This is a genomic window from Nonomuraea sp. NPDC050790 (assembly GCF_044456745.1).
Classification (GTDB): Bacteria; Actinomycetota; Actinomycetes; order Streptosporangiales; family Streptosporangiaceae; genus Nonomuraea.
On sequence record NZ_JBITGF010000009.1, the window covers coordinates 314,105 to 328,351 of the forward strand.

Annotated in this window: 18 protein-coding genes, 2 tRNA genes and 1 other RNA gene; 14 read left to right on the forward strand and 7 right to left on the reverse strand. The window is 69.9% G+C overall.

Translation table 11 applies throughout. The features are described 5' to 3' along the window. Nucleotides 1-91: 91 nt before the first annotated feature. Complete coding sequence (upp, locus tag ACIBEJ_RS40265) at nt 92-730, reverse strand: uracil phosphoribosyltransferase (protein WP_397188211.1); 639 nt, start codon at nt 728-730, stop codon at nt 92-94. A 154-nt stretch (nt 731-884) separates the two neighbouring features. Here upp and ACIBEJ_RS40270 point away from each other — a divergent pair, with 154 nt between their 5' ends. The 5 genes from ACIBEJ_RS40270 (at nt 885) to ACIBEJ_RS40290 (ending at nt 2,924) form a co-directional block, all read left to right on the forward strand. Then, a complete protein-coding gene (locus ACIBEJ_RS40270; RefSeq protein ID WP_397188212.1) occupies nt 885-1,394 on the forward strand; it encodes a tRNA adenosine deaminase-associated protein in 510 nt (169 codons plus the stop codon). A 16-nt stretch (nt 1,395-1,410) separates the two neighbouring features. After that, nucleotides 1,411-1,887 (forward strand): tRNA adenosine deaminase-associated protein, encoded by a 477-nt coding sequence (locus tag ACIBEJ_RS40275; RefSeq protein ID WP_397188213.1) that lies wholly within the window; start codon nt 1,411-1,413, stop codon nt 1,885-1,887. A 14-nt stretch (nt 1,888-1,901) separates the two neighbouring features. Beyond that, nucleotides 1,902-2,339, forward strand: coding sequence for a tRNA adenosine(34) deaminase TadA (gene tadA / locus ACIBEJ_RS40280; RefSeq protein ID WP_397188311.1), 438 nt, complete (start codon nt 1,902-1,904; stop codon nt 2,337-2,339). Between the two features lie 10 nt (nt 2,340-2,349). Then, nucleotides 2,350-2,439 (forward strand) — tRNA-Ser (locus tag ACIBEJ_RS40285). A 101-nt stretch (nt 2,440-2,540) separates the two neighbouring features. Continuing rightward, entirely contained in the window at nt 2,541-2,924 is a 384-nt protein-coding gene (locus tag ACIBEJ_RS40290) for a hypothetical protein (RefSeq protein WP_397188214.1), read from the forward strand. Between the two features lie 3 nt (nt 2,925-2,927). On the opposite strand, the gene ACIBEJ_RS40295 is transcribed toward ACIBEJ_RS40290, so the two are convergent. The 3 genes from ACIBEJ_RS40295 to ACIBEJ_RS40305 are packed head-to-tail and all read right to left on the reverse strand — an operon-like array spanning nt 2,928 to nt 5,062. Next, nucleotides 2,928-3,227, reverse strand: a complete 300-nt coding sequence (locus tag ACIBEJ_RS40295; RefSeq protein ID WP_397188215.1) for a type II toxin-antitoxin system VapB family antitoxin — start codon at nt 3,225-3,227, stop codon at nt 2,928-2,930. Between the two features lie 47 nt (nt 3,228-3,274). Next, the gene (locus tag ACIBEJ_RS40300; RefSeq protein WP_397188216.1) at nt 3,275-4,099 is read right to left on the reverse strand and encodes a neutral zinc metallopeptidase; all 825 of its coding nucleotides are present in this window, start codon (nt 4,097-4,099) and stop codon (nt 3,275-3,277) included. Between the two features lie 15 nt (nt 4,100-4,114). Then, the gene (locus tag ACIBEJ_RS40305) at nt 4,115-5,062 is read right to left on the reverse strand and encodes a neutral zinc metallopeptidase (protein WP_397188217.1); all 948 of its coding nucleotides are present in this window, start codon (nt 5,060-5,062) and stop codon (nt 4,115-4,117) included. 76 nt (nt 5,063-5,138) lie between these two features. On the opposite strand from ACIBEJ_RS40305, the gene ACIBEJ_RS40310 reads away from it, so the two are divergent. The 4 genes from ACIBEJ_RS40310 to ACIBEJ_RS40325 are packed head-to-tail and all read left to right on the forward strand — an operon-like array spanning nt 5,139 to nt 7,151. After that, the gene (locus ACIBEJ_RS40310; RefSeq protein WP_397188218.1) at nt 5,139-5,777 is read left to right on the forward strand and encodes a LysE family translocator; all 639 of its coding nucleotides are present in this window, start codon (nt 5,139-5,141) and stop codon (nt 5,775-5,777) included. A gap of 16 nt (nt 5,778-5,793) precedes the next feature. After that, nucleotides 5,794-6,249: an NUDIX domain-containing protein gene (locus ACIBEJ_RS40315; protein ID WP_397188219.1), complete on the forward strand. Its 456-nt coding sequence runs from the start codon at nt 5,794-5,796 to the stop codon at nt 6,247-6,249. A 45-nt stretch (nt 6,250-6,294) separates the two neighbouring features. Next, nucleotides 6,295-6,738, forward strand: coding sequence for a helix-turn-helix transcriptional regulator (locus ACIBEJ_RS40320; RefSeq protein WP_397188220.1), 444 nt, complete (start codon nt 6,295-6,297; stop codon nt 6,736-6,738). A 5-nt stretch (nt 6,739-6,743) separates the two neighbouring features. After that, nucleotides 6,744-7,151 carry a VOC family protein gene (locus ACIBEJ_RS40325; RefSeq protein WP_397188221.1) on the forward strand — a complete coding sequence of 136 codons (408 nt, stop codon included), beginning with the start codon at nt 6,744-6,746 and terminating at the stop codon, nt 7,149-7,151. Nucleotides 7,152-7,219: 68 nt separating this feature from the next. Here ACIBEJ_RS40325 and ACIBEJ_RS40330 read toward each other — a convergent pair whose 3' ends face one another. Both ACIBEJ_RS40330 and ACIBEJ_RS40335 read right to left on the reverse strand, forming a co-directional pair. Continuing rightward, nucleotides 7,220-7,693: a hypothetical protein gene (locus tag ACIBEJ_RS40330; protein ID WP_397188222.1), complete on the reverse strand. Its 474-nt coding sequence runs from the start codon at nt 7,691-7,693 to the stop codon at nt 7,220-7,222. A 162-nt stretch (nt 7,694-7,855) separates the two neighbouring features. Further along, nucleotides 7,856-7,943, reverse strand: a tRNA-Ser gene (locus tag ACIBEJ_RS40335). A gap of 83 nt (nt 7,944-8,026) precedes the next feature. Between ACIBEJ_RS40335 and ffs the strand changes: the two genes are divergently transcribed. After that, nucleotides 8,027-8,122: signal recognition particle sRNA small type (gene ffs / locus ACIBEJ_RS40340), an RNA gene on the forward strand. A gap of 30 nt (nt 8,123-8,152) precedes the next feature. Then, entirely contained in the window at nt 8,153-10,912 is a 2,760-nt protein-coding gene (locus tag ACIBEJ_RS40345) for a DNA polymerase III subunit gamma and tau (protein ID WP_397188223.1), read from the forward strand. Between the two features lie 105 nt (nt 10,913-11,017). On the opposite strand, the gene ACIBEJ_RS40350 is transcribed toward ACIBEJ_RS40345, so the two are convergent. Continuing rightward, nucleotides 11,018-12,451, reverse strand: coding sequence for a GAF domain-containing protein (locus tag ACIBEJ_RS40350; RefSeq protein WP_397188224.1), 1,434 nt, complete (start codon nt 12,449-12,451; stop codon nt 11,018-11,020). Between the two features lie 315 nt (nt 12,452-12,766). On the opposite strand from ACIBEJ_RS40350, the gene ACIBEJ_RS40355 reads away from it, so the two are divergent. From ACIBEJ_RS40355 to ACIBEJ_RS40365, 3 genes are read left to right on the forward strand one after another with little or no spacing between them, the layout of a single operon-like run. Continuing rightward, nucleotides 12,767-13,117, forward strand: coding sequence for a YbaB/EbfC family nucleoid-associated protein (locus ACIBEJ_RS40355; RefSeq protein ID WP_397106170.1), 351 nt, complete (start codon nt 12,767-12,769; stop codon nt 13,115-13,117). A gap of 3 nt (nt 13,118-13,120) precedes the next feature. Continuing rightward, the gene (recR, locus tag ACIBEJ_RS40360; protein ID WP_397188225.1) at nt 13,121-13,720 is read left to right on the forward strand and encodes a recombination mediator RecR; all 600 of its coding nucleotides are present in this window, start codon (nt 13,121-13,123) and stop codon (nt 13,718-13,720) included. After that, nucleotides 13,713-14,243, forward strand: coding sequence for a DUF5063 domain-containing protein (locus ACIBEJ_RS40365; protein ID WP_397188226.1), 531 nt, complete (start codon nt 13,713-13,715; stop codon nt 14,241-14,243). The genes recR and ACIBEJ_RS40365 overlap by 8 nt, the downstream gene beginning before the upstream one ends. Nucleotides 14,244-14,247 lie beyond the last annotated feature (4 nt).

The window sequence follows — 14,247 nt, forward strand, 5'->3', positions numbered from 1 at the left end:
TCCCGGAAAATGGGACGGCTTCCTTACTCTTCGTACCCACACCAACACAGTATGTAACGAGGAGCAGGTCTATGGAGAGGGAAAGAGGTTCTCAGACCACGCCGTAAAGACGGTCGCCCGCGTCCCCGAGGCCGGGCACGATGTAGCCGTTCTCGTTCAGGCGCTCGTCAAGCGCGGCCGTGACCACGCGGATGGGCTTGCCGGAGTCGGCGAACACCTTGTCCATGTGCGCCAGGCCCTCCGGGGCGGCCAGCAGGCACAGGGCCGTCACGTCGACCGCGCCCCGGTCGAACAGGAACTGGATCGCCGCCGCCAGCGTGCCGCCGGTGGCCAGCATCGGGTCCACGACGTAGCACTGCCGGCCGGACAGGTCGTCGGGCAGCCGGGTGGCGTAGGTCTCCGCCTGGAGCGTCGACTCGTTGCGGATCATGCCCAGGAAACCGACCTCGGCCGTGGGCAGCAGCCTGGTCATGCCCTCCAGCATGCCGAGCCCCGCGCGCAGGATCGGGACCACCAGCGGGTACGGCCGCGCCAGCCGTACCCCATGGGCCTCGGCGACGGGCGTGCGCACCGTGACATCGGTCACCCGGACGTCACGCGTGGCCTCGTACGCGAGCAGCGTCACCAACTCGTCCGCGAGCCTGCGGAACGTCGGTGAGTCGGTGCGGACATCCCGCAGCGCGGTGAGCTTGTGCGCCACCAGCGGATGATCGACGACGAGGGTTTCCATAAGGGACAACGCTATCTTGTGTGGAACGTACCGGCACGTCGCGGAACTGGTTTTGATCACAATTTGGTCGGAGCTCCCCACGGCGGGTAGGCACGTCTGGAACGATTGGGTGCCCTACTAGTGGCCGTCAGGTCAGGGATCGGGTGGATGGACGATGGCAGACGAAGACGCCCTTGATTTCGCCGTCGTGGTCTACCGCGAGGACGGATGCTGGGACGCCGAGCTACTCCCCGTCGGGCTCACCTCCGACCTGCACGGCCTGATCCACGCCTTGCGCCAGCAGCCGAGCGAGAGCGGCACGATTGGCCTGGTCGCCGTGGGGGATGAGTTCTTCGTGGCGCTGCGCGTTCTCGGAGAGCGGGTCGATGTCTTCCTGTCCGACATCGCCGCCTCCTGGGACTTCCCGCTGGCCCAGCAGGTCCTCGAGTACATCGACGTCCCCATCCCCGACGAGGACGAACTCGACGAGATCCTCCAGGACGAGGACACGGTGCTGCCCGCCGGAGACCTGTCGATCTTCGCCGACCTCGGTCTGGACGAGATGGAGCTGGGCATCCTGTCCGGCGACATCGACCTGCTGCCCGAGGACGTCCTGTCCAGCATCGCCGGGCGACTCGGGTTCTCCGAGCCGTTCGAGCGCGCCATCGAATCGGTCTTCGGCTGACTCACGGGAGTTCGGGATGGCCTCTAACACCTTCTCTGCGGCTTTCGTCAGGACCAAGGACGGCTGGAGCGGTGCCGAGGTCGACCTCAGCGAGGCGGAGATCGTCGACGATCTCGGCGACGCCGTACAGGAGAGTCTCGGACTGGTCGGCGACGAGCTTGCGCTGCTGTGCGTCGAGGTCGAGGACGAGTGGTTCGCCATCGCGCGCTACACCGGCGAGGAGGAGCCGCGCGTCTTCCTGTCCGACGCGCACGCCGTCCAGACCGACACTCTCGGCGAGCTGTTCGCCGAGTTCGCCGGGGTGGCGCCCGACAAGGAGGCCAACGGGCTCGGCGTGAAGCCGTCGGGCGACTTCGAGCTGCTGAGCGACCTCGGCGTCAGCTCCGAGGAGCTCCTGGAGCTCAGCATGGAGGAGGGCGTGCTGCCCGCCGACATCCTCTCGGTCATCGCCGAGCGCCTGGCCTTCGCCGACGAGCTGGACCGCCTGCGTTGACCTACGCGGACCCGATGCGCCTGGCCCTCGAAGAGGCCAGGCTGGCGGGGGCGCGCGGCGAGGTCCCCGTCGGCGCCGTGATCGTCTCCGCCGAGGGGGAGGTCCTGTCCCGCGCGGGCAACGACCGCGAGGCGAGCGCCGACCCCACCGCCCACGCCGAGATCCTCGCCGTACGGCAGGCCGCCCAGGCACGCGGCTCCTGGCGCCTGACCGGCTGCACCCTCGTGGTCACCCTCGAACCGTGCACCATGTGCGCGGGCGCCGCGGTGCTGGCCAGAGTCGACAGGATCGTCTACGGCGCGGTGGACCGGAAGGGCGGCGCCGTGGGCTCCCTGTGGGACGTCGTCAGGGACCGCCGCCTCAACCACCGGCCCGAGGTCGTCATGGGAGTGCTCGCGGAGGAGTGTTCCGCGGTGCTTAAGGAGTTCTTCGCCACTCGGCGGATCCGGTAAGCTCGTCCGCGGTGGTGTCGCCTAGTGGCCGAGGGCGCACGCCTCGAAAGCGTGTGATGGGGCAACTCATCCGTGGGTTCAAATCCCACCACCACCGCCAGTGACACGGAGCCGCCGACCCTCGGGTCGGCGGCTCTTCTGTGTTTTCGTGAGCGTATGATCATGGCCCGGAATTGACGGACTCTTTACCGGGGGCCTCCCATGAAACGTCTGCTCGCGCTCGTCACCGGCCTTGCCCTGGCCGGGACGCTGGCCACCCCTCCGGCCCAGGCCGCCGCGGGGCGGGCCCGGCTGAAGATCAGTTTCGGGTGGTGCAAGACCGCCTGCGCCATCAAGATCAAGGTGATCAACAACACCCGCCGCGACATCGCCTGGGTGGGCGGCACCTGCCGCCTGCACGTCAACGGCCGCTACGTCGGCAAGGGCACCGTCTACGTGGGCCCGATCAAGCGCGGCCACTCCCGCAGCAGCACCTGCAACGTCGTCGACGACCGCCTTGAGGACGCCTGGTACGACTTCGAGGACAACGGCGGCCTCTGGCAGCGCTACGCCAGCGTCAAGGCGAAGCCGTACTACCGTCGCTGAACGTCAGCCCGAGGGCAGTTCGAGGACCCTGGCGTGCAGGATGGAGCGCTGGTGCAGCGCCGCCCGGAGCGCGCGGTGCAGGCCGTCCTCCAGGTAGAGCTCGCCCTGCCACTGGACCACGTGCGGGAACAGGTCGCCGTAGAACGTGGAGTCGGCGGCCAGCAGCGAGTGCAGGTCGAGCATGGCCTTCGTGGTGATCAGCGAGTCGAGCCGGACCTGCCGCGGTGGTATCTGTGCCCACTCGCGGTGTGTCAGACCATGTTCGGGATAAGGGCGTCCGTCGCCGACCAACTTAAAGATCACCCATTGATTTTAGGAGAGAATCCGATTTCTTGCGCTCTCCACCGCCGTCAGCCCAGGTCGGAGGGCTCGCATTTGCCGGGATCACCGGCGGTGTGGCCCTGTCGGAAAGCGGCGACACGCTGTTCGGAGGAGCCGTGGGTGAACGATTCCGGGTCGACCCGGCCCTGGGTCCTGCTCTGGATCCGGTCGTCGCCGACCGCGGCGGCGGCGTCCAGCGCCTCGGCGATCTCGGCCTCGGTGAACGCCTTCTCGTAGAAGCCGGTGTCCACGGCGTTCTTGGCCCAGGCTCCGGCGTAGCAGTCGGCCTGGAGTTCGGTCTTGACCGAAGAGCCCTCGCGCAGGGCGCCGTTGAGGTTCTGGACGTGGTGACCGTACTCGTGGGCGATCACGTACGCCTGGCTGAACGGCCCGCCCTTGGCGTCGAACCTGCTCTGGAGCTCGTCGAAGAAGCTCAGGTCCAGGTAGACGCGCTGGTCGGCCGGGCAGTAGAAGGGGCCCACGGCCGAGGACGCGGCGCCGCAGGCCGTACTGACTCCGCCGGAGTAGAGGACCGTGCGGGCGGTGCGGTAGTCCGGGAGGGTCTGGCGCCAGTAGTCCTGGATGCTGTTGACGACGCCGACCACGCGGCATTTCTCTGACTGCTCGGCGTCCTTGCCGCTCTGGCACTGCTGCGACAGGCTGCCGCCCGGGTCCTGTGCGCCGCCTTCGTCGCCGCCGCCCATGTTGGTGAGCAGCAGGGTCGCGATGAGCGCGATGATGCCGGTGATGCCGCCGCCGATGGCGATCGGCCCACCGCGGAATCCGCCACCGCCGCCGCTGCCGCGGTCCTCGACCTGGCTGGTGTCTAACTCGGCGTTGTCCCGGAAGTCCATGCCGGGCAACTGCCCCTAGATGGCTCCGGTGAACGTGTCGCAGCGCTTGGGGTCGCCGGTCTCGTAGCCGACCGTGAACCACTTCTCGCGTTGCTGCGAGGTGCCGTGGGTGAACGCGTCGGGCGTGACCCGGCCCTGGACCTTGCGCTGGATGCTGTCGTCGCCGACCGCGGCGGCCGCGCTGAGCGCCTGGTCGATGTCGGCCTGGGTGAACGGCTCGCTGTAGAAGCCCGTCTTGACGGCGTTGTTCGCCCAGACTCCCGCGTAGCAGTCCGCCTGCAGTTCCAGGCGTACGGCTCCGCTCGTCGCGCCCTGGCGGCTGTTGCCCACCCGGTTCATGGTGCCCAGGAGGTTCTGGACGTGGTGACCGTACTCGTGGGCGATGACGTACGCCTGGGCGAAGGGCCCGCCTTCGGCGCCGAAGTCGCGCTGGAGGGTGTTGAAGAACGTGAGGTCGAGATAGACCTTGCGGTCGCGGGGGCAGTAGAAGGGGCCGACGGCCGAGTCGGCGGCGCCGCAGGCGGTGTTGACGGCCCGGGAGAAGAGCACCGTCTTGGCCGGCGTGTACGCGCTGCCGCCGCGTGCGGCGAAGGCCTGCTTCCAGTAAGTCTGGATGCTGTTGACGATGCCGACGATGCGGCAGTCCTCCGACTGGTCGGCGTCGGCGCCGGTCTTGCAGCGCTCGGCCAGGTTCCCGCTGGGCGTGACGGGCGCGGGCGGCGCCTGTCCGCCTTGGGGCGGCTGCTGCTGGGGGTCGCCGGTGAACGGGGATGGGACGATCTTGAACACGAACAGCGCGGCCACCGCCAGGATGAGCAGAAGACAGCCGCCGCCCTTGCCGCTGATCGGCAGCGACGCGCATCCGGCCGGCATTCGCCCCCCGCCGCCGCCCTGCCTCGGGCCCGTCGCTCGCACGTCCTCGATCTCGGACGGGTCGAGCTTCGCGTCATCGTCGAACTGCATGTGAGACGACTTCCCGGGTCGCCTTCCGAGTACGCTCCGTAATCAGCCATTTCTGACACAGGGCTACCCTTGTGGGATGACTGCTGGTTTGGTGGGAATTGCGCTGGTTTCGCTGGGCATGGTGCTGACGCCCGGGCCGAACATGATCTATCTCGTCTCCCGATCGATCACCCAGGGCCGGCGTGCCGGTCTGATCTCCTTGATGGGTGTGGCGCTCGGGTTCACTGTCTATTTGACGGCGACCTGCCTTGGACTGACCGCTCTGTTCGCCTACGTGCCCGCCGCCTATACCGCGCTGAAGCTGGCCGGCGCCGCGTACCTGCTGTGGCTGGCCTGGAACACCGTCAGGCCCGGCGGGACCTCGGCCTTCGAGGCCCGTGAACTGCCGGTCGAGCGGCCGCGCAGGCTGTTCGCCATGGGGCTGCTCACCTGCCTGCTCAACCCCAAGATCGCGATTCTGTACCTCTCGCTGCTGCCGCAGTTCATCGACCCGGCGATGGGACACGTGCTGCTGCAGAGCCTCGCGCTCGGGTCGGTGCAGATCTTCATCGGCACGCTGGTCAACGCCCTGATCGCGATGTCGGCGGGGGCGCTGGCGGCGTTCCTCGCGACGCGCCCGCAGTGGGTGCGGGTGCAGCGCTACGTGACCGGCAGCGTCCTCGGCGTGATGGCCGTCCACATGGCCACCGACCGCACCCGGGCGGCCGTCGCCTGAGCCCTAGGGTGATCGGGTGGATGACTTCTGGATGTCGGTCAACAAGCTCGTCGCCGCCGCGGCGGCCTACATCACGGATCCGCGGGGGCGCGTACTCCTGGTCAAGCCCAACTACCGCGACCACTGGAACTTCGCGGGAGGTCTCATCGACGAGGGCGAGCACCCCTCCCAGGCGTGCGCCCGCGAGCTGGAGGAGGAGCTCGGCCTCACCACGACGCCCGGCGACCTGCTGGTGACCCAGTGGCTCATGCCCCTGGACACCTGTCCGCTGCCGTCGATGCACTTCATGTTCGACTGCGGCACCCTCGACCCCGCGGCCCCGATCACGCTGCAGGCCGAGGAGCTCGACGACTACGGCTTCTTCTCCATGGACCGCGCCGCCGAGCTGCTCAGGCCGCACGCCTTCGCCCGCCTGTCGGCCGCCGCCACCGCCCGCGAGAGCGGCGCCCTGCGCTTCCTGGCGCCGGCATAGCCAACGCGTGGACACGGCGGCGCCCGCCAGGGCAGGCTGGTAGCCGTGACCGGCAGATCCGACGCACGCCTTCGCGAGCTCGTCCTGCTGCGCCGCGTACGCGACCGGATCGACCGCGACTACGCGCAGCCGCTGGACGTGCGGGCGCTGGCGCGCGGCGCGCACATGTCGGCCGGGCACCTCAGCAGGGAGTTCCGCGCCGTCTACGGCGAATCGCCCTACAGCTACCTGATGACCCGGCGCATCGAGCGGGCCATGACCCTGTTGCGGCGCGGCGACCTGTCGGTCACGGAGGTCTGCTTCGCGGTGGGCTGTTCGTCGCTGGGCACGTTCAGCACCCGCTTCTCCGAACTGGTCGGCATGTCCCCGAGCACCTACCGCCGCCTGGCCGCCCACGACGCCGACGGCATCCCCGCGTGCGTGGCCAAACGGATCATGCGACCGATCAGGAATCGAGAAGCGTCCGCCGCCCGTACCGACCTAGCGTGAGGCGCATGAACCTCACGATTCACCAGATGTTCCTGCCGGCCGACGACCACGACAAGTCGCTCGCCTTCTACCGTGACGCGCTGGGCTTCGAGGTACGCAAGGACGTGGCCTACGAGGGCATGCGCTGGATCACCGTCGGGCCGGCCGGCCAGCCGGAGACCTCGATCATCCTCGAACCGCCCGCCAGCGACCCGGGCCTCAGCGACGACGAGCGCCGCACGGTCGTCGAGATGATGGCCAAGGGCAGCTACGCGGCCGTCGTCCTCAGCACCCCCGACCTGGACGCCGCCTTCGAGCGCATCCAGGCCACCGGCGCCGACGTCATCCAGGAGCCGGCCGACCAGCCGTACGGCCTGCGGGACTGCGCCTTCCGTGACCCGGCGGGCAACATGGTGCGTATCAACCAGGTCTGAATCAGGGCCGCCGTGACCATCGGCCCAGCCCTGGCCGCGGCGGTCTCCGGCACCGCACTTCATCGGGTCTAGACCGAAGCGGCGCCGCGTTCCACGGACGGGGCGGTTCTCGGCTTGACCAGCCCGTTCCCCACGGCGACCTCGGCCGTAGCCGCGGCTATGAAAGCCTCAACGGCCGCGCGGACGTCATTTCCCCGCGTGCTCAGGGTCGCCTTGTCCGCGGACTCGTGCATGTCGGCCGCCAGTGTCATGGCGTTCTCGGCGAGTTCCCGCACCTCGGAACTGCCGGCGATGAGACGGATCCGGTAGAGCGCCTGCCAGGCGACCACACGTACCCTCTGTGACGTGGCCCTGGCGTCCGCGTATGCCGGGGTGTCCGTGCCCTCGAAGGCGCGAAGAGCACGGCTGTACTGGGCGGAGCGGAACTCGAGGATCGTGCCGGCGAACCCGCTGTAGACGGTCATCCGCTCCTCGCGCAGGCGGGCGTAGATCGTGAACTCCTCGGCCCGTGCGGTGGTCCGGCTCTGGAAGAGATGTGTCACGAAGGACCCTAACAAGGTCCCGGCGATCGCGATCAACGCGGTGATGACGGCTTCCATGGAGATCAGTGCATCACAGGACCCCTGCCGCGGCCCGCGACGAGAACAACTGAGACCCAAAGCAGAAGGGCCCATGCCATCGATCTCGGCATGAGCCCTCTGAGCTGGCGGAGGATAGGGGATTTGAACCCCTGATAGGTTGCCCTATACACGCTTTCCAAGCGTGCGCCCTCGGCCACTAGGCGAATCCTCCGCGGATGAGCTTACCGGACTCCCGGCCGTCTGGAGACCACGATTTCGCTGCAGCAAGCACTGCCGGTTGTGGCTAGACTGTCCAAGGACCCCTCGCGCGGCGTCATCCTGTGAACCTCCCCAGGGCCGGAAGGCAGCAAGGATAAGCGGGCTCTGGCGGGTGTGCGGGGGGTCTCTTCGTTGGGAGCCCCCTGCAGGCGGGATGGTCGCATGAGCCTTGCGCTTTACCGCAAGTACCGCCCCGGGACCTTCGCGGAGGTCAAGGGGCAGGAGCACGTCACGGAGCCGTTGCGCCAGGCGCTGCGCATGGGCCGGATCAACCACGCGTACCTGTTCAGCGGCCCGCGCGGATGCGGCAAGACCTCCAGTGCCCGAATCCTGGCGAGAAGCCTCAACTGCGAGAAGGGCCCGACTCCCGACCCCTGCGGTGAATGCGAGTCCTGCGTGGCGCTGGCCGCCACCGGGCCGGGACACCTCGACGTCATCGAGATCGACGCGGCCTCGCACGGTGGCGTCGACGACGCGCGCGACCTGCGGGAGAGGGCGTTCTTCGCCCCCGTCTCCGCGCGCTACAAGATCTACATCATCGACGAGGCGCACATGGTGACCCGCGAGGGTTTCAACGCGCTGCTGAAACTCGTCGAAGAGCCGCCGCCGCACCTGAAGTTCATCTTCGCGACGACCGAGCCGGAAAAGGTCATCGGCACGATCAAGTCGCGTACCCACCACTATCCCTTCCGGCTGATGCCGCCCGCGACGCTCCGGGCGCTGCTGGAGGAGATCCTCGGCTCCGAGAGCGTCCCCTACGAGCCGACCGCGCTGCCGCTCGTCGTGCGCGCGGGCGCGGGCTCGGCGCGCGACTCGCTGTCCATCCTCGACCAGCTCCTCGCCGGAGCCGAGGACGACGGCATCACCTACGCCAAGGCCGTCTCCCTGCTCGGCTACACCGACGGCGACCTGCTCGACGAGATCGTCAACGCCTTCGCCCAGCACGACGGTGCGAAGGTCTTCGGCGCGGTCAACCGCGTCATCGAGGGCGGCCACGACCCGCGCCGTTTCGCCGCCGACCTCCTCGAACGTTTCCGCGACCTCGTCATCCTCGCCAACGTTCCCGAGGCCGCCACCAGCGGCCTGCTCGACCGGCCCGCCGACGAGCTCGAACGCCTGGTCGCCCAGGCCGCCTCCATGGGCCCGGCCGAGCTCACCCGCGCCGCCGAGGTCTTCAACGCGGGCCTCACCGAGATGCGCGGCGCCACGTCGCCGCGGTTGCTGCTTGAGCTGATGTGCGCGCGGGTGCTGCTGCCGGGCGCGACGGCGGGCGAGGAAGCGCTGCTGGCCCGCCTGGAGCGCCTGGAGCGTGGCGGCGTGGTCGCCCAGATGGCCGCGCGCGCTTCATCGGGTACGGCAGGCCATTCCAGCCCCGTCGCCCATGGCGGCCAGGCCGGTGGAACGGGCGGTGCGCCCGCACCGGTCTCCGCCGGTCAGGGCCATGGCGCTGGGCCGGGTGACCCGGTGGCCGCGGGTCATGGCGCAGGCGGCCAGGCAGGGCAGAGCGGGGCCGCGGCTCACGCCGGTTCTGCTGCGCAGGGCGGTCCCGGAGGGCCGGGCGGTTCTGCGGGGCAGGGCGGTTCTGCGGCTCACGCTGGACCGGCTGCTCAGGGCGGTGCTGCGGGTGCCGGCGCCGGCGGGGCGGATGGTGACTGGCCTGAGGCGGTGCGGCCCGGTGCCGGTGGCTCGGCGGGCATGGCCGGTGGTTCAGGGGGCGTTCCTGGGCCGGGAGGCGTGGCCGGAGGGTCGGCAGGTGGGCCGGTTGGTGCCGGTGGGGCTGTCAGTGGCTCCGGGGGTGTGGATTCCGGCGGCATGGGTGCTGGGCCGGTGGCGGCTGGTGGGGCTGGGGCGATTCAGTCGCAGTGGCCTGCCGTACTGGCGGCGCTGAAGCAGCGGAGCATCGTCGTCTGGGCGAACGTCAGCACCAACGCGCAGGTCGTGGGTGTCGAGGGCAACATCGTCACGCTCGGCTTCGCCCAGGTCGGCGCGATGAAGAACTTCACCGGCGGTGGCAAGGACGCCGTCGTGGCCAGCGCCCTGGGTGACGTGCTCGGTGGTAAGTGGCGGGTCGAAGCCGTTGTCGGTGGTTCGCCCGCGCCCGGTGGTCGCGGACCGCAGCCCGGTCCTCAGGGCGGCCACCCGGGCCCTCCGGCCGGCAACCCAGGACCCCAAGGCGGCAACTACGGCCCGCAGGGCGGCAACCAAGGGCCTGAGGGGGGCAGCGGCGGTCCCCAGGGCAACCAAGGGCCTCAGAGCGGCACCGGTCACCAGGGACCTCAGGGTGGTGGCGCTGGTCCGCAGGGTGGTGCTCAAGCGCCGCAGGGGGGCCAGCCCGGCACTCCGGTTGCGCAGGGGGTCGGTGCGCAAGATGGTCGCGCCGGAGCGCAGGAGGGTGGCCCGGCGAGCCCCTCTGGCGCTCAGCACGGCGGTCCGGCCCAGGCCGCGCAGGGGCAGTCGGGCTCGGATGGTCAGGACGGCGCGGCGGTTGCTCAGAACGATCTGGCGGCAACGAGCCCCACGGGCCAAGCCGCGGACGGTCAGGGAGCGGCGGCCAGAACCACCACGGACGAGTCCTGGCCGGACGCGCCCGACGACATGAGCCCGGGTACGCCGCCCATGCCCGATCCCGGCCAGACGGCCACGATCAAGCCCGGCCAGGCGACCACACTCAAGACCGGTGGCCTCGCCGCCGCCCGTTCGGCCGCCCAGGCTGCGGCCCAGTCGGGTCCGCGGGCGCCCAAGCCCCGTCAGGGCGGTGCCTCGGCCTGGCCGGACGCGGTGCCCGGCCGGAACAAGGGCGCGGACTCCGACGACGTCGACCCGCTCAACGACGCCGACGCCGACATCGACGCCGTGGGCGGCATGGCCCTGCTCCAGCGCGAACTCGGCGCCCAGGTGATCGGCGAGATCGACCACACCTGACCGTCAGAGGGAACGCCGCGAGATCGACCGCGCGCAGCCGTCCGGGAGTGCCGCGAAAACGGCCGTGTTGCCGTCAGTGGGAACGAGGTCGGGCACACCCGGCCGTCAGGGGGAGCGTAGGCGGATTCTGGCGGTGATCGCGCGTGGGTCCGTGGTGGGCAGGGTGGTGCTGAGGCGTTCCAGGATCTGCATGTCGTCGCGCCCGTTGGCCGTCTGCGCGTAGATCCACAGGTCTTCGGGGGAGCCGCTGCGCAGGAGGCTGGCGCGTACCTGGACTTCCAGTTCGTCTCTGGCTCTGCGTAGTTCGGGGGACTCCGAGCGGGGCAGCAGCGGGCCCGGGTAGGCGCGGGCCACGGCGGAGGGGTCGCCTGAGGCCAGGAGGCTGCGCAGCTCCACGAAGTCGGCCTCGACGGGCGAGGTCAGCCGGTACGGCTTCGCGCCCACGGTGTCGCCGAGCTGGGAGCGGAGCCGGTGGATCTCGGCGCGGATGGTGACCGGGTTGCCGGCGTCGCCGTACAGGTAGAAGCAGAGTTGTTCGGCCGTGAGGCCGCGGGGGTGCAGCGCGAGCAGGGCGAGGATCTCGGCGTGGCGCAGGGACAGCGCGATGTGGCGTCCGCCGAGGCGGGCGGTGGGCTGGCCCTCGCCGAGAAAGGTGAGCTGGAGCGTCGGCGGCGCGCTGTCGGTGGCGGCGCGCAGGAGGTAGCCGTCGTGGAAGGGCTCCAGGAGTACGGCGCGCCCGCCGGGAAGGACGTAGCGGCTGCCGGCCACGGGCCGGGGGATGCGTTCGCCGAGCAGGCCGCCGGGGTCGCCGGCGATGACCCGGCCGGTGCCGGAGACCAGGATGCCGGCGTGGTCGCGCAGGCCGTCGAAGCGGCGGCGCAGCCGTTCGTCGCGCTCGTACATGCGGACGGTGAGCTGTGACTCGGCCAGCCGCGCGGTGGCGGTCACCAGGGCGACGGTGGCGGGGTGGAGGCTGGGCGCGGTGCCGCTGATGTCGACGATGCCGAGCACCTCGTCGGTGTCGGGGTCGACGATCGGGGCGGCGCTGCACGACCAGACGTGCAGGACCCGCATCAGGTGTTCGGCGGAGTAGACGTGCACGGGCCTGCGGTCGGCGAGCGCGGTGCCGATGCCGTTGGTGCCGACGCTGCCCTCGGCCCACTTGTGGCCGTCGGCGAGGCCGACGCGGTCGGCGCGGCGCATCATCGTGCGGTTGCCGTCGCGCCAGAGGACGTTGCCGTCACCGTCGGTGATGACGGCGACGTGCCCGCTGGCGTCGGCCATGGTGGTGAGGGTGCCGGCCAGGAGCGGCAGCAGTGGTTGGAGCGGGTGCGCGTCGCGTACCTCGTTGAGGCTGGTCACGTCGTAGACGAGCGGGGCCGTGGTGCCCTCGGGATCGACGCCGGCTTCGATGGATCGCTCCCAGGACGCCGAGATGAGCCGCCGTGGGGCGCCCTCCGGCAAGGTGGCCCCCGTCCATGCGGCTTCCTGGGCCCCGCGCAACTTGCGGGAGTACGCATCGAGACTGGCGTAACTCATCGGCCACTCCAAGTAGTCAACCCCTATGAATCACCCTCCCGGTCAAGGGTTCCCAGCGCAAGCCGTTCGGGGGATTGCACAGGGTGATTGAACGATCGCAACCTGTGTGCAACGTTGGCGTCGCTAGCGTGCTCCACTGAAACGTCGGCGTGGTGCGGCCGCTCCGGCCGGCGTGCTGGCCGGGTCCCGGACGCTGGAGGGGGGCCGGGACCCGGCCATCAAACGGAAACACCTGCTCTCCGCAGTGCGGGACTGTGCCCAAACACCGTAGGCTCGTGGCAGTCAAAGACGCGGAGCCATGAGGAGCGCACGAAGGTGAATCCAGGGGATGTCAACCTGCAGCAGCTGCTGGAGCAGGCACAGCTCATGCAGCAGCAGCTCGCGAGCGCCCAACAGGAGCTCAACGACGCGCAGGTCGAGGGTTCGGCGGGTGGCGGCATGGTCACCGCCGTGGTCAACGGCGCACGCGAGCTGCTCGAACTGAAGATCGACCCGGGCGTGATCGACGCCGGAGACGCGCAGGACACCGCGGACACGATCGCGGACCTGGTGATCGCCGCCGTCCGTGACGCCTTCCGCGCGGCCGACGAGCTGCAGCAGGAGAAGCTCGGCCCGCTGGCCCAGGGGCTGGGCGGCGGCGGTCTCGGACAGTTGCCGGGGTTCTAGGCCATGTACGAAGGGGTCGTCCAGAACCTGATCGACGAGCTCGGGCTGCTGCCCGGCGTCGGTCCCAAGAGCGCGCAGCGGATCGCCTTCCACCTGCTCGCGGCCGATCCCGCAGACGTGAAGCGGCTGGCGCACGCCTTGCTCGAGGTCAAGGAGAAGGTGCGCTTCTGCCGTACGTGCGGCAACGTCGCCTCCGAGGAGGAGTGCCGCATCTGCCGTGATCCCCGCCGGGACACCCACGTGATCTGCGTGGTGGAGGAGTCCAAGGACGTCGTCGCGATCGAGAAGACGCGCGAGTTCCGGGGCACCTACCACGTGCTGGGCGGCGCGATCAGCCCGATCGACGGGGTGGGCCCCGACGATCTGCGCATCCGTGAGCTCATGACCCGCCTGGCCGACGGCCGGGTGACCGAGCTCATCCTCGCCACCGACCCCAACCTCGAGGGGGAGGCGACGGCGACCTACCTCGCCCGTCTGGTCAAGCCGATGGGCATCAAGGTGACACGACTGGCCAGCGGTCTGCCTGTGGGCGGTGATCTCGAGTACGCCGACGAGGTCACCTTGGGCCGCGCGTTCGAAGGACGGAGGCTGCTGGATGTCTGACCAGTGGAGCGCTCTCGCTGATGAGATCGCTGGACACGCACAGAACTACGTCGACGGCCTGACCAGGGTCGCGGGCGGCGAGGGCGGCGACGGCATCTGGTCGTTGCTGCTGGTCGAGGTGGCGCAGGTGAGCCTCGCGGGCGCGAAGCTGGGCGCCAGCCAGGACGTGATCCTGTCCGGCAACTGGGAACCGCCGTTGAGCGAGGACCCGGACATCGACGGCGTCCGTACGGCGCTGGCCGAGCGGCTGGGCGCGGTCGACGACTACGCCGAGGTCTTCGATCCTTACAAGGACACCTCGGTCACGCCGTACCGGCTCTCGGACGACCTGACCGCGGTCGCGGCCGACCTGATCCACGGGCTGCGGCACTTCGAGGCGGGCCGTCCGCACGAGGCGCTGTGGTGGTGGCAGTACTCCTACTTCAACACGTGGGGCAACCACGCCGGGGCGGCCATGCGCGCACTTCAGGCGCTCGCCGCGCACACGCGGCTGGACGTGGCCGAGGAGGCCCTGTCCACATAGTGGT

Coding starts and splice junctions, on each gene's coding strand:
- upp (WP_397188211.1), bottom strand. CDS start 730: ATGGAAACCCTCGTCGTCGATCATCCGCTGGTGGCGCACAAGCTCACC.
- ACIBEJ_RS40270 (WP_397188212.1), top strand. CDS start 885: ATGGCAGACGAAGACGCCCTTGATTTCGCCGTCGTGGTCTACCGCGAG.
- ACIBEJ_RS40275 (WP_397188213.1), top strand. CDS start 1,411: ATGGCCTCTAACACCTTCTCTGCGGCTTTCGTCAGGACCAAGGACGGC.
- tadA (WP_397188311.1), top strand. CDS start 1,902: ATGCGCCTGGCCCTCGAAGAGGCCAGGCTGGCGGGGGCGCGCGGCGAG.
- ACIBEJ_RS40290 (WP_397188214.1), top strand. CDS start 2,541: ATGAAACGTCTGCTCGCGCTCGTCACCGGCCTTGCCCTGGCCGGGACG.
- ACIBEJ_RS40300 (WP_397188216.1), bottom strand. CDS start 4,099: ATGGACTTCCGGGACAACGCCGAGTTAGACACCAGCCAGGTCGAGGAC.
- ACIBEJ_RS40305 (WP_397188217.1), bottom strand. CDS start 5,062: ATGCAGTTCGACGATGACGCGAAGCTCGACCCGTCCGAGATCGAGGAC.
- ACIBEJ_RS40310 (WP_397188218.1), top strand. CDS start 5,139: ATGACTGCTGGTTTGGTGGGAATTGCGCTGGTTTCGCTGGGCATGGTG.
- ACIBEJ_RS40325 (WP_397188221.1), top strand. CDS start 6,744: ATGAACCTCACGATTCACCAGATGTTCCTGCCGGCCGACGACCACGAC.
- ACIBEJ_RS40345 (WP_397188223.1), top strand. CDS start 8,153: ATGAGCCTTGCGCTTTACCGCAAGTACCGCCCCGGGACCTTCGCGGAG.
- ACIBEJ_RS40350 (WP_397188224.1), bottom strand. CDS start 12,451: ATGAGTTACGCCAGTCTCGATGCGTACTCCCGCAAGTTGCGCGGGGCC.
- recR (WP_397188225.1), top strand. CDS start 13,121: ATGTACGAAGGGGTCGTCCAGAACCTGATCGACGAGCTCGGGCTGCTG.
- ACIBEJ_RS40365 (WP_397188226.1), top strand. CDS start 13,713: ATGTCTGACCAGTGGAGCGCTCTCGCTGATGAGATCGCTGGACACGCA.